Source organism: Paenibacillus pasadenensis DSM 19293, from assembly GCF_000422485.1.
Classification (GTDB): Bacteria; Bacillota; Bacilli; order Paenibacillales; family Paenibacillaceae; genus Paenibacillus_O; species Paenibacillus_O pasadenensis.
Window position 1 is genome coordinate 101,670 of record NZ_AULW01000045.1, and the last position, 13,894, is coordinate 115,563.

The window sequence follows — 13,894 nt, forward strand, 5'->3', positions numbered from 1 at the left end:
CCAACTTGTTTCGAAGGAGGAATTTCCTATGTACCGAGTGCTGCTCGTCGACGACGAGCCGTTCATCGTCGAAGGCTTGCAGGACGCGCTCGACTGGTCGTCGTTCGAGCTCGAGGTGGCGGGCACGGCAGGCAGCGGACGCGCCGCGCTGGAGCTGCTGAGGAGCCGTCCCGTCGACCTGCTCGTGACGGACATCACGATGCCCGGCATGAGCGGGCTGGAGCTGATCCGCGAGGCGCGCCGGCTGCTGCCGGAGCTGAAGGTCATCATTCTGAGCGGCTACAACGAGTTCGACTACCTCAAGGAAGGCATGTCGCTCGGCATCGAGAACTACCTGCTCAAGCCGGTCAACTTCCAGGAGCTGCGCTCGACGCTCTCCGCCGCCGTCGCCAAGCTCAGCGCCGCGCCGCCCGGGACGGCCGCCCTCTCCCCCGAGGAAAAGGGCATCCTGCGCGACCGCATCCTGTTCCGCTGGATGCGCGGCGACATCGACCCGGTCGAGCTCGGCCAGCGCGCCGAGCTGCTCGGCCTGCGCCTCGGCCGGCCGTGGCTGTGCGCCGCGGCGGCCCGCCACTCGGCGAGCGGCGGCGCGCAGGCCCGCCGGCTCGTCGACGAGGCGCTCGGCGAGCGGGACGCGCCGCTGCGCTTCTCCGACCTCGACGGCGACGAGGTGCTGCTGTTCCTCGCGGACAGCGCCGTTGCAGCGCGGCGGCAGGCGCGCGAGGCGCTGGAGCGGCTCGCGGCGGCCGACGCGGCGCGTAGTCGCGGCGATGCGGACGCAGACTCCGCGGCGCCAGGCGAAGCGGCCATTTCCGCGCCGGTCCGCTTTTCGCTCGGCACCGCCGAGCGGATCGGCGAGCTCGAGCAGCGCAGCTACGCCTTCGCCAAAAAAGCGCAGGACTACCATCTGCTGCACAGCGGCAGCCCGATCCTCGACGCGGCCGAGCTGCCGCCGTCGCCGGGAGCGTCCGACCAGCCGCTCGAGATCGGCGGAGACGACTACTCGCGCTGGCTGCTCGCCCGCGATACGGAGGCTCTTTTCGCCCGCATCGACGCCGACTTCCTGGCGCTGCAGCAGCGCGAGGGCGCGACGCCCGAGCTGCTCCAGAGCGCGGCAATCGAGCTCGTCGTCGCCTTCCGGCTCGAGCTGCGCGACATGAAGGGCGGCGAGCAGTCGCAGGAGGTGCTGTTCCAGTTCAAGAAGACGCTCGACCGGATCAGCCGCGCCTCGGCGCTGGCCGAGCTGACCGATGCGGTCAAGGCCTCCGCGCATTTCACGATGGAGCTGCTGCAGCGGAGCGACCGCGTCCCGATCGTCAGCCAGGTCGTCCAGCATGTGGCGGAGCGCTATGCCGAGCCGCTGTCGCTCAAGACGCTCGGCGCCATCTACCATATCCATCCCGCGTACCTCGGCCAGCTGTTCGCCAAGGAGACCGGAGCCGGCTTCACCGACTACCTCAACCGCTACCGTATCGAGCGGGCCAAGGAGCGGCTCAAGGCGACGGACGACAAGGTCGCCGACATCTCGCAGGAGGTCGGCTATGTCGAGACCGGCTACTTCTACAAGCAGTTCAAAAAATACGTGGGCATCTCGCCCAACGAATATCGGGAGCTGCGCTGAACCGAATCGGCGCGGCTCTTTCTTTAGTTTGGACAGCGGATTCATAATTTGTCGCCTATTTGAAAATGCTTTCATCCAGTAAGGTTGATTCAGACAGGCGAGCCTGGACGCATGGGCTCGAGCACCATCATCATCATGCTTGCTTCGAGGGAGGAGTCATCATGAAAAAGAGATCCACACGCAAGGCGGGCGCGCTCGCGCTCGTGCTGACGGCCGCGCTGGCGGTCACCGCCTGCGGCAGCAACAACGCTTCCGGCGGCGAAGGCGACGCCGAGAAGCCGGTCAACCTGATCTGGTACACGATCGGCGCTCCGCAAAAGGACACCGACAAGGTGATGGCCGAGGTGAACAAGTACACCGCCGAAAAGATCGGCGCGACCGTCACGATGAAGCAGATCGACTTCGGCGACTACAACCAGAAGATGGGCGTCATGGCCGCCTCCGGCGAGCCGATGGACATTCTCTTCACCGCTTCCTGGGCGTTCGATTATGTGCAGAACGCGCGCAAGGGCGCGTTCATGGAGATTGACGACCTGCTGCAGACGCACGGCAAGGGCATCGTCGAGACGCTCGACCCGGCCTTCCTCGAAGGCTCCAAGGTCGACGGCCACAACTATGGCGTGCCGGCCAACAAAGAGCTGCCGGCGCAATCCGTCTGGCGCTTCAACAAGCAGCAGCTCGACCAGCTCGGCATGGACTACAAGCAGGCGACGACGCTGGAGAGCCTGGAGCCGTTCCTCAAGGCGGGCAAGGAAAAGCTGCCGGGCGTGCTCGGCCTGAAGATCGACACCAACTTCACGCCGACCGTGCCGTACGACTACCTCATCCAGAACCTGCCGATCGCCGTCGCGCTGAACGGCGACAGCAGCAAGATCGTCAACGTCCTCGAGACGCCGGAGATGAAGCAGGCCCTCGAGACGATGCACAAGTACTACAAAGCCGGCTACATCTCGCCGGAAGCGGCGACGATCACCTCGACCTCCGATCTGGACAAGACCGGCAAGTGGCTCATCGACCGCGCCGACACCCAGCCGCTCGCCGACAATACGTGGAGCGCGAGCCTCGGCTACCCGATCGTCTCCACGCCGGCCAGCGAGTCGATCGTCTACAACTGGTCGGTCATGGGCTCGCTGCAGGCGATCTCGGCCAACTCCGAGTATCCGGAGAAGGCGATGGAGTTCCTGAACCTGCTCAACACCGACGCCAAGCTGCGCAACCTGATCGACTCCGGCATCGAAGGCACGCACTACAAGCTGACCGGCGACAACCGCATGGAGAACCTGCCGGAGTCCAAAAACTACGACATGCCGACGTTCTCGCTCGGCAACGTCATGCTCACCTACCTCAACCCGGGCGACCCGGACGACAAGTGGGAGCAGTTCAAGCAGTTCAACGAGCAGGGCCGTCCTTCCCCGGCGCTCGGCTTCAACTTCGACACCTCCAAGGTATCGACCGAGCTGGCGAGCCTGCAGAACGTCAAGGCCGAAGTATGGGCGCCGCTCATGACCGGCACCGTCGATCCGGCCGCCTATCTGCCGCGCGCCATCGAAAAGATGAAGGCCGCCGGCCTCGACAAGATCATCGCCGAGGCGCAAGCCCAGTACGACGCCTGGAAGGCCACGCAAAAGTAAGCGAATGTTTCGGTCAGGCGGGCGAAGGCGACTTCGCCCCCTTTTTGTGCTGACGGCCGTACATCATCCAATCTCATCCAAGGGGGCATGCCATCATGAACGGACTGGCGGGCTTCTTCCGCAGCCTGAACCGCAACAAGGCGATCCTGCTCATGGTCCTGCCGGGCGCGCTGTGGTTCCTCATCTTCTCCTACATCCCGATGGCGGGCGCCGTCATCGCCTTCAAGGAATACCGCGTCAGCCGCCACGGCTTCATCGACAGCGTCATCAGCAGCGCGTGGGTCGGGCTCGACAACTTCAAGTTCCTGTTCAGCACGAACGACGCCTGGATCATCACGCGCAACACGCTGCTGTACAACGTCGTCTTCATCGTCATCGGCCTCGTCGCGGCGGTCGCCATGGCGATCGTGCTGTCGGAGATCGCGAGCAAGCGCATGTCCAAGCTGTACCAGACGGGCATGTTCATGCCGTACTTCCTGTCCTGGGTCATCGTCGGCTACTTCGCATTCAGCTTCCTCAGCCTCGACAAGGGGCTGCTCAACCAGGCGCTGCGCGGCATCGGCCTCGATCCGGTCAACTGGTACTCCGATCCGACGTATTGGCCGTTCATCCTCGTGTTCATCAGCCTGTGGAAGGCGATCGGCTACAACAGCGTCGTCTACCTCGCCTCGATCCTCGGCATCGACCGCTCGCTGTACGAGGCGGCGATGATCGACGGCGCGAACAAGTGGCAGCAGATCAAGAACATTACGATCCCGATGCTGACGCCGCTCATGACGATCCTGACGCTGCTCGCGATCGGCAAGATCTTCTACGCCGACTTCGGCCTGTTCTACCAGGTGCCTCGCGACTCCGGCGCGCTCTACTCGGTGACGAACGTCATCGACACCTATGTGTACCGCGGCCTCAAGACGACCGGCGAGTTCGGCATGGTGACGGCGGCGGGGCTGTACCAGTCGCTGGTCGGCTTCATCCTGGTCATTACGTCCAACTGGATCGTCGGCCGGGTGAACAAGGACAACACGCTGTTCTAAAGGCGAACCTATCCGCTGACGCTCAGGGAGCCCGCTGACGCAATTCGGCCGGCTCCGCCGGAGATTCCGCTGACGCGCAGGGAGTCCGCTACGCCGGACCTTTTCGCTGACGCTCAGGGAGCCCGCTGCGCCGGAGCATTCCGCTGACGTGCAGGGAGTCCGCTGCGCCGGACGAATCTCCCTCCGATTCCTCTGGAGCCCAGATTCCTCTGAATTCCCTCCCCGAAAGGGTGGGAATCCGGCCTCCAAGGGAACCGCTCCCGCTTCTCCAGGAGAATTCGCCGCCTCCGCTCCCCTGCTGCCGCAATCCAGCCCGCTCCGCCGGGCGGGCCTTCGACAGCCGATTATTCCGGCTGTTCCGGCGCTTGAGGCGCGAGGCCGCTCGCGCGGCGTCAAGCGCGGCTAGCGCCTGCCGCCTCCCAGATTGCGGGAGGCGCACCACCGCCCCCAAAACCAGGGGGCGGGACGGACGGGAGACCGGCGGACGATGGAGCGGAGGGAGACGGGCCTTTCGGAGAAGCGGCAGCGGTCCCCTTGGAAGGCGGATGCCCACCCCTTCGGGGGTCGGGCGATCCAGGCATCCGCGTTCCAGCGGGATCGGAGGAAGGCTTGTCTCACGCAGCGGCATTCCGGGAGCCAGTCGAGCAGTCCGTTTCTCGCAGCGGCATTCCGGCAGCCGGTCGAGCATTCCGTTTCTCGCAGCGGCGTTCCCGGAGCCGGTCGAGCATTCCGTTTCTCGCAGCGGCGTTCCGGCAGCCGGTCGAGCAGTCCGCTTCTCCCAGCGGCTTTCCGAGAGCCGATCGAGCAGTCTCCCAGCGGCATTCCCGAAGGCCAGGAGCATCCGCTACCGTCTCCCGTCCTTCCCGCCTTTTCCCCCAAGAAAGGAGCCCTACCATGTCCAAACCGTCTGCCACGCTGCCGCCCAAGGCGGCCCGCGACTTCCATAAGCTGAGTCCGGCGTGGAACGCGGCGTTCCACGCCGTCGCCGGCCTGTTCGCGCTGCTGTGCGTGTTCCCGTTCGTCTTCATCATCATCATCTCGTTCACGAACGAGCAGGCGCTGGCCGCGGACGGCTACCGGCTGATTCCCGCCGAGTGGAGCCTCGAAGCGTACCGCTACGTGCTCCAGAACGGCGACGCCCTGCTCCGCTCCTACGGCGTCACGATCTTCGTGACCGTCGTCGGCACGGCGCTCGGCCTGCTCGTCGTCACGCTGTACGCCTACGGCATCTCGCGCAAGAGCTTTCAGTACCGCAAGTTCTTCAACTTCTTCGCCTTCTTCACGATGCTGTTCAACGGCGGCCTCGTGCCGACGTACATCGTCGTGACGCAGATGCTCGGCCTGAAGGACAACGTCTGGGCGCTCATCCTTCCGCTCATGGTGAACGCGTTCTACGTGCTCATCATGCGCACGTTCTTCATGACGATGGTGCCCGACGCCATCATCGAGTCCGGCAAGATCGACGGCGCCTCCGAGCTGCAGATCTTCTACAAGCTCGTCCTGCCGCTCGCGCTGCCGGGCCTGGCCACGATCGCGCTGTTCAGCACGCTCGGCTACTGGAACGACTGGTTCAACGCCCTGCTCTACATCGAAAATCCGAATCTCGTGCCGCTCCAGTCCATGCTGATGCGCATCGAGACGAACATGCAGTTCCTGCTGTCGCAGGCGTCGAGCAACGCCTCGCTCGCCCAAGGCCTGCAGAACATGCCGCAGGATACGGCCCGCATGGCGATGGTCGTGCTGGCCACCGGCCCGATCGTGCTCGCCTACCCGTTCTTCCAGCGCTACTTCGTGCAGGGGTTGACGATCGGCGCGGTAAAAGAGTAGGTTATCGCTAACTCAACCGGGGTTCGCCGCCTAACATGCCTAACGAACCGCTGAAGGAAGGGAAGGAGGCTGCCTCCCTCCCTTCCTCCGCAGCTCCCGACGCCTCGGGCGCGGGCGCAGGCAGCCGCGCGGGCGAACCCCCACTATAGCTCAAGGAGATGGACCGATCATGGAGCAATTCCGACTTCCCGCCATTCCGATGCCGGAGCTGAAGCTGCCGGCGGCCGTGCGCCAGGCGCTGGACGACGCCGAGGCCAAGCTCGCGGGCCGGCCGAAGCTGCAGCGGCTTTTCCGCAACTGCTTCCCCAACACGCTGGAGACGACGACCAAGCTGATGCCCGACGGCACGACGTTCGTCATCACCGGCGACATCCCGGCCATGTGGCTGCGCGATTCCGTCGAGCAGGTCATCCACTACGTGCCGCTCGCCAAGGACGACGCCGGCCTGCAGCGCATCCTCGAAGGGCTGATCCGCCGCCACATGGCGATGATCCTCATCGACCCTTACGCCAACGCGTTCAACGAATCGGCCAACGACTGGCACTGGAACACGACCGACGAGACCGATATGGGGCCGTGGGTGTGGGAGCGCAAGTTCGAGCTCGACTCGATCTGCTTCTCGTTCCGCCTCGCCTACGCCTACTGGCAGGAGACGAAGCATACCGCCATCTTCGACACGGACTTCAAGCGCGCGATGCGCGCGGCGATCGACCTGTGGAAAAGGGAGCAGCGGCACTTCGAGCAGTCGCCGTACCGCTTCGTGCGCGACAACGGCATCCCGGAGGACTCCCTCCGGAACAAAGGGCTCGGCATGCCGGTCAACTACACCGGCATGATCTGGTCCGGCTTCCGCCCGAGCGACGACGCCTGCGACTTCCACTACAACATTCCGGCCAATATGTTCGCCGTCGTGACGATGCGCCAGATGCAGGAGATCGCCGAGTGGGTGTTCCGCGACATGGCGCTCGTCAAGGAGCTCGCCGACCTCGCCGCCGAGGTGGAGCACGGCATCCGGCTGTATGGCATCTTCCGCCACCCGCAGTTCGGCCCGATCTACGCCTACGAGACGGACGGCTACGGCAACCATTGCCTGATGGACGACGCCGGCACGCCGGGCCTCATGTCGATCCCGTACTTCGGCTATGCGGCCGCAGACGATCCGATCTACCTGAACACGCGCCGCTTCGCGCTGAGCTCGGAGAATCCGTACTACTTCGAAGGCAAGCAGGCCAAAGGCATCGGCAGCCCGCACACGCCGGACGGCTACATCTGGCATATGGCGCTCTCGATGCAAGGCTTGACCGCGATCTCCGACGAAGAGAAGCTCGCGATGATCGACCTGCTCGAGGCGACCGACGCCGACACCGGCTACATGCACGAGGGCTTCCATTCCGACGACCCGTCCGTATTCACGCGCAAATGGTTCGCCTGGTCGAACAGCCTGTTCGCCCAGCTCGTCTGGCGGGCGATGCAGGACGGCCTGATCGGCCGCGGCTGACCGTCGCCAACAGCGTCAAGCCGCAAGCGGCCGCGGCTATGGCCGGCGGCTGCGCTTTTTTCGCGCGCTGCCGCCCTCGGCCCGCCCTGGCGCCGATCCATCCGCACGGCCGCCTCGCGCCCGGACCTGTCGTCCGATCGCAGGGCGGCCGTCGCCATCTTCGATAGATCTTCCGCATGCCGGACAGGTATGCTGGAACCATCCTGCACCGAAAGGACCGATCGCCATGACCAAGCGCACCGCGCACATCCTCTCTCATACCCATTGGGACCGCGAATGGTACCTCCCGTACGAGAAGCACCACGTCCGCCTCGTTCAGCTGATGGACTCGCTGCTGGACACGCTGGAGACCGATCCCGGCTACCGCAGCTTCTTCCTCGACGGCCAGACGATCATCCTCGACGACTACCTCGAGGTCCGGCCGGAGAACCGCTCCCGCCTCGAAAAGCTCATCCGCGAGGGCCGCATCGGCATCGGGCCGTGGTACATCCTGCAGGACGCCTTCCTGACGAGCGGGGAGGCCAACGTCCGCAACCTGCAGATCGGCCATGAGGAAGCGGGCCGCTGGGGTCCCGTATCCAAGATCGGCTACTTCCCGGATACGTTCGGCCTGTTCGGCCAGACGCCGCAGCTGATGCGGCAGGCGGGCATCGACAACGCGCTGTTCGGCCGCGGCGTCAAGCCGACCGGCTTCAACAACGAGGTCGGCGAGTCGAGCGCCTATGAGAGCTCCTTCTCCGAGCTCGTCTGGGAAGGACCGAACGGCTCGCGCGTGCTCGGCATCCTGTTCGCCAACTGGTACTCCAACGGCAACGAGGTGCCGACCGACGAGGAGCAGGCCCGCGCCTACTGGGAGCGCAAGCTGGCGGACGCCGGGCGCTACGCCTCGACGCCGCATCTGCTGTTCATGAACGGCTGCGACCATCAGCCGATCCAGACCGACCTGGCCGAGGCAATCCGCGTCGCCGGCGCCGTGGAGCCGGACGTGGAATTCGTCCATTCCAACTTCCCGGACTATCTCGACGCCGTACGCGCGGCAGCGGACGGGTCCGCGCTGTCGGTCGTGCGCGGCGAGCTGCGCAGCCAGCTCACCGACGGCTGGGGCACGCTCGTCAACACTGCCTCCTCGCGCGTCTACCTGAAGCAGCTGAACGCCGCCGGGCAGTCCGTGCTGGAGCGCTCGGCCGAGCCGCTCGCCGCCTACGCCCGCCTCGTCGGCAAGGACTACCCCCAGCATCTGCTTGCCTACGCCTGGAAGCTGCTGCTTCAAAACCATCCGCATGACAGCATCTGCGGCTGCAGCGTCGACGAGGTGCACCGCGAGATGGTCACCCGCTTCGACAAGAGCCGCCATGTCGCCGAGACGATCGCGGCCGATTCGGCGGCGTTCGTCGCCGAGGCGGTGGACACGTCGGTCTTCGGCAGCTATGGCGCGGATGCGCTGCCGTTCGTCGTCTTCAACCCTTCGGGCTGGAAGCGCAGCGGCACCGTATCGGTCGAGCTGGACGCGGCGCGGATCTACTTCCGCGACGGCGTCGGCTTCGGCGAGATGAACCGCCGCATGAAGGAGCTCGACCTGAGCGGACGCGCGCTCGTCGACGCGGATGGCCGGACGCTGGCCTGCAAGGTCGAGGACCTCGGCCTCCAGTTCGGCTACGACCTGCCGGACGACGCGTTCCGCCAGCCGTACCAGTGCCGCCGCGTGCGCCTGACGTTCCAGGCGGACGCCGTGCCGGCGCTCGGCCACGCCGCCTACGCCTGGGTCCGCTCGGACGCGCGGCCGGAGAAGGCCCCCGACATCGCGGCCGATGCCCGCACGCTCGACAACGGCGTGCTCCGCGTCGAGGTGGCGGAGGACGGCTCGTTCGCGCTGACCGATCGGCGCACGGGACAGACGTTCCCCGGCCTCGGAATCTACGAGGACAGCGGCGACATCGGCAACGAGTACATGTTCATGGCGCCGAAGGGCGTGGAGCCGCTGACGACGCGCGGCGTGCCGGCGTCGGTGTCGGTCGTGGAGAACGGCCCCGGCCGCGCCTCGCTCGAGATCGTGCACGAATGGGCCGTGCCGGCGTCGGCCGACGAGACGCTCGACCGCGAGCAGCGCGAGATCGTGTACTATCCGCAGCGCCAGGCCGGACGCTCGGCCGAGCTCGTCCCGCTGCGCCTGCGCACGGTGCTGTCGCTGGAGCAGGGCAGCGGCCGGCTCGACATCGTCAGCTCGTTCGACAATCAGGCCCGCGACCATCGCGTCCGGCTGCTGTTCCCGACCGGCCTGCAGGCCGATACGCACACCGCCGACTCGATCTTCGAAGCGGCCGTGCGTTCGACCGAGCCCGCTCCGGAATGGGAGAATCCGAGCAACGCCCAGCACCAGCAGGCTTTCGCCGATGTGAGCGGCCAAGCCGCGAACGGCTCGGCCGCCGGCCTGACGGTCGCCAACGTCGGCCTATGCGAGTACGAGGTGCTGCGGGACGGCCGCAATACGATCGCCGTCACGCTGCTGCGCTCGACCGGCGAGCTCGGCGACTGGGGCTACTTCCCGACGCCGGAGGCCCAGTGCATCGGGCCGCATGAAGCACGCCTGGCGCTCGTGCCGCATGGCGGCGACGGCGCGGCGAGCGGCGCGTTCGCCGAAGCGTACCAGCTGCAGACGCCTTGGACCGCGGTGCAGACCGGCGTCCATGTCGGCAAGCTCGCGGCCGTCGGCTCGCCGCTGGCGTGGGAGGGCGAGTCGATCGCCTTCTCCGCCTTCAAGGCCAGCCCCGTCACCGGCGACCTCGTCGTGCGCCTGTACAACCTGAAGCGCGAGCCCGCCTCGCTGCGGCTGCTGGCCCCGGCCGGCGCTTCGAGCGCCTACAAATCCGGCGTGCTCGAGCAGGAGACGGCGGATGCGCTCGAGCTGCGGGACGGCCGCCTCGAGCTCGCCGTCGGGCCGGCCGAGATCGTGACGATCGGCCTGCGCTGAGGCGGCGGCGCGGCTGGCTCGGCACGCACGCGCTTGCACAAGGGAACTTGTTCCCTTGCTTCGCTTTCGCAGCCGCTCTGCCAGTCCGAAGCGGCGCTCTCCAGCCCGCAGCTAAAATAACGCTCGCAGAAAAAAGACGGTGCTTATCCTTTAGGGGATAGGCACCGTCTTTGCGGTTGCGAGGCTCAGGCCGGCGGCCTCACGCCTCCGCGGCTGCTGCGCCCTGCGCCGGCAGCTCGGGCGATCCGGCGCGGGAAGCCCACTTGAAGCTGCGCCAGCGCAGCCAGCAGACGAAGCCGCGCAAGTATTCGTCAGCGATCATGCAGATGTAGATGGCGGTCAGACCATAGCCGAGATGGATGCTGAAGAAATAGGACACGAGCACCGCCACGCCCCACATGCTGATCGTCGAGACATACATCGTGAAGCGCGTGTCGCCGACGGCGTTCAGCGAATCGGCGATCGTCATGTTGAGCATCTTGCCCGGCTGCAGCAGCAGGTTCAGGCCGAGCAGGCCGGCGCAGATCGCCAGGATATCCGGGTCGGAGGTGAACAGGCCGAGCGCCTGGCTGCCGAACAGGAAGATGATGAACGAGTTGGCGATGACGACGAGCTGGCCGATCCACAGTCCTTTGTACGCGTCCTTGTACGCCTCCCGGGTGTTGCCCGCGCCGAACAGATGCGCCACGCGGATCTGCGTCGCCAGCGCGATCGAGAAGCCGATCAGGAAGCAGAACGACTCCAGCGTGTTCATATAGGTGCGCGCCGCCAGCTGGGCCGCGCCGAGCGTGCCGATGAACGTGAAGATGACGAGCTGCGAGAGCACCCAGTTGCCGGAGTAGACGCCGAGCGGCCAGCCGATGCGCAGGATCTCCCGGAACAGGCTGCGGCTCCACAGCTTGATGTCGCCCCACCAGATGCGGCGCTCGAACGCGAACAGGAACATGTAGACGAGCAGCGCCGAAGCGAGCAGGCGGCTGACGACGGTGCTGATCGCGACGCCCGCCAGGCCCCACTCGGGCAGGCCGAACGCGCCGTAGATGAAGCCGTAGTTGAGGAAGATATGCACGACGTTCATGCCGATCGCCGTATACATCGGTCCGCGCGTATTGCCGGTGTTGCGGATCGCCGCGCTGAGCGTGCTCATGATCGCCGCCAGGATCATGCTGCCGCCGACGATCGAGATGTAGGTGCGCGCCAGCGGCAGCAGCTCCTCGGGCATCTGCAGCAGGCTCGCGATCGGGCCCGGCAGCGCGATGAGCAGCACGCTGATCGCCGCCCCGATGAGCACCGTCGTCTTGAGCGCGATGATGCTGATCGAGCGGGCGTCCTCCTCTTTGCGCGCGCCGAGCTTCTGCGCGATGAGGATGCCGGCGCCGCTGGCGATGACCGTGAACAGCACCGTCAGCGCGTTGAACAGCTGATGCGAGAAGCCGACGACCGCGACCGCGTCGTCGGAGATCTCGCTGACCATGAACGTATCCGCCGCTCCGAGCAGGAACTGCAGGAACAGCTCAATGAAGATGGGCCAGGAAAGCGCCCATAGCGAGTAGTTGCGGTTTTTCATGAATGAAACCTCCATCCTGGATTGCTGGCATACAAGAAGCGTAGCTCCGACATGAAAGCCCTTTCGTCGACCTTGCCGCCTAACAACCTAATATTCCTAGGAATGGAGCGGGATTGAGCCTTGTGCCGAGCTTGTTGGTCCATCCGTATTATAAGTGCTATACTGGCTTCGAGGTATCACGGATGCAACCTGAACTTTCAAAAAAGAAACTTGATGCGAAGGCTGAAAACGGACCGCTTGCGGGCCCGTTCCGCCGGAGAGGAGCCGATGATGAAGCTGCTGCAATTCGCCTTGCCCCCGCTGCCCTACTACATCGCGAGCGGGCATGAGGACCACCCTCCCGGCATGGTCCATGTCGACCGCTGCAACATCGGGCTGTTCGACCTGCTCGCCGTCGAGGAAGGCGAGCTGCTCGTCACCGAGGGCGATCGGAGCTACGAGGTCGGTCCCGGACAGGCGCTCATCCTGCGGCCCGACGCGCATCATTACGGCACGGCGCCGACGCGGATGCGCACACGCTGCTACTGGCTGCACTTCAAGCATGACGGCTACTGGACCGCCACCGACGAGCGGCTGCCGCTCTACCGCGATCCGCGGGGAGAATGGATCGGCCGCGACGTCTTCGCCGGGGAGGAGCCCGACAACGCCCATGATGCCGAGTGGAAAATGAACGCGCCGCTGTTCTCCGTGCAGATGCCGCAGTACGCCGACCTGGTCGAGCCCGCGCGCATGTTCGAGCTGCTCGGGCAGCTCACGGCGATGACGAGCAGCGGCCAGGTCGGCGGCGCGCTCTGGCGCCAGCAGATCCTGTTCCAGGAGCTGCTGCAGCAGCTGTCGGCCGGTCTCGACGCGCGCTCGACGTCGCCTTCGGCGGCGTGCGCCGCGCAGGCCGCGGCCTATTTGCGCCAGCATTACCGCGAGGACATCAGCGCCCGCGCGATGAGCGAGAGCCTGAACTTCCACTCCGTCTACATCGCCCGCTGCATGCAAAAGGAATTCGGCTGCTCGCCGAAGGAATACCTGCTGCGCTACCGCATCGACCAATCCAAGCTGCTGCTGCTGCGCACCGACTATCCCGTCTCGCGCATCGCCGGCGACGTCGGGTTCAACCAGGCGGCGTACTTTGCCTCCTGCTTCGCCAAGTACGAGGGGCTGTCGCCGCGCAGCTACCGGCAGCGCTTCTCGCATGCGTGAAGCCCGGAGGGCGGCTGGCGCGCGGAACGAGATCTGGCCGCCCCATCGAGCGGAGGGCGGAACCGGCTGGCTCCGCTCCACCGAGCGGAGGGCGAAAACCGGCTGGCTCCGCTCCACCGAGCGGAGGGCGAAATCCGGCTGGCTCCGTTCCACCGAGCGGAGGGCGAAATCCGGCTGGCTCCGCTCCACCGAGCGGAGGGGAAACCGGCACCCGCTTCGCGGAGCGGGAACTCGTTCCGATCTCCCTGGAGCCCAGATTCCTTTGATCGTATTCTTCCGAAGAGGAAGGAATCCGGCCTCCAAGGGAACCGCTGCCGCTTCTCCACGAGCCCCCGTCCGCTTCGCTCTTTGGATTCGATCAGACGGAGAGGCTCGGTTCCCTCGCCCGTCATCGCCTGGTCCCTGACCGCTGACCCCCTGCCTGCTCCTCTTCGCGGAACAGGGAGCTGGCGCTCGGAACCTGCTGCCGCTCGCGGAGCGGGAACACATTCCGTTCTCCCGAATTCACCGACCCATCCAGCTCCAACCCGAAACAATCGGGTTACAGCTTACCG

8 protein-coding genes are annotated in these 13,894 nt (G+C 65.8%); 7 read left to right on the forward strand and 1 reads right to left on the reverse strand.

Annotation, left to right across the window (positions count from 1 at the left end):
• Positions 1 to 28 precede the first annotated feature (28 nt).
• The 6 genes from H582_RS0107125 to H582_RS0107150 all read left to right on the forward strand — a co-directional run bounded on the left by H582_RS0107125 (position 29) and on the right by H582_RS0107150 (position 10,579).
• A complete protein-coding gene (locus H582_RS0107125) occupies positions 29 to 1,621 on the forward strand; it encodes a response regulator transcription factor (RefSeq protein ID WP_028597987.1) in 1,593 nt (530 codons plus the stop codon).
• Positions 1,622 to 1,782: 161 nt separating this feature from the next.
• The gene (locus H582_RS0107130; RefSeq protein WP_028597988.1) at positions 1,783 to 3,252 is read left to right on the forward strand and encodes an ABC transporter substrate-binding protein; all 1,470 of its coding nucleotides are present in this window, start codon (positions 1,783 to 1,785) and stop codon (positions 3,250 to 3,252) included.
• A 95-nt stretch (positions 3,253 to 3,347) separates the two neighbouring features.
• On the forward strand, positions 3,348 to 4,286 hold the full coding sequence (locus H582_RS0107135; protein ID WP_028597989.1) for an ABC transporter permease: 939 nt from the start codon (positions 3,348 to 3,350) through the stop codon (positions 4,284 to 4,286).
• Positions 4,287 to 5,180: 894 nt separating this feature from the next.
• Positions 5,181 to 6,113, forward strand: a complete 933-nt coding sequence (locus H582_RS0107140) for a carbohydrate ABC transporter permease (protein ID WP_043111039.1) — start codon at positions 5,181 to 5,183, stop codon at positions 6,111 to 6,113.
• Positions 6,114 to 6,282: 169 nt separating this feature from the next.
• Entirely contained in the window at positions 6,283 to 7,611 is a 1,329-nt protein-coding gene (locus H582_RS0107145) for a glycoside hydrolase family 125 protein (protein WP_028597991.1), read from the forward strand.
• A 226-nt stretch (positions 7,612 to 7,837) separates the two neighbouring features.
• Positions 7,838 to 10,579: an alpha-mannosidase gene (locus tag H582_RS0107150; RefSeq protein WP_028597992.1), complete on the forward strand. Its 2,742-nt coding sequence runs from the start codon at positions 7,838 to 7,840 to the stop codon at positions 10,577 to 10,579.
• 199 nt (positions 10,580 to 10,778) lie between these two features.
• Here the strand turns inward: H582_RS0107150 and H582_RS0107155 are convergent, their stop codons facing one another.
• Positions 10,779 to 12,146 carry an MATE family efflux transporter gene (locus H582_RS0107155; RefSeq protein ID WP_028597993.1) on the reverse strand — a complete coding sequence of 456 codons (1,368 nt, stop codon included), beginning with the start codon at positions 12,144 to 12,146 and terminating at the stop codon, positions 10,779 to 10,781.
• Between the two features lie 267 nt (positions 12,147 to 12,413).
• Here H582_RS0107155 and H582_RS0107160 point away from each other — a divergent pair, with 267 nt between their 5' ends.
• Entirely contained in the window at positions 12,414 to 13,340 is a 927-nt protein-coding gene (locus H582_RS0107160; RefSeq protein ID WP_307719997.1) for a helix-turn-helix domain-containing protein, read from the forward strand.
• The last annotated feature ends 554 nt before the right edge of the window (positions 13,341 to 13,894 follow it).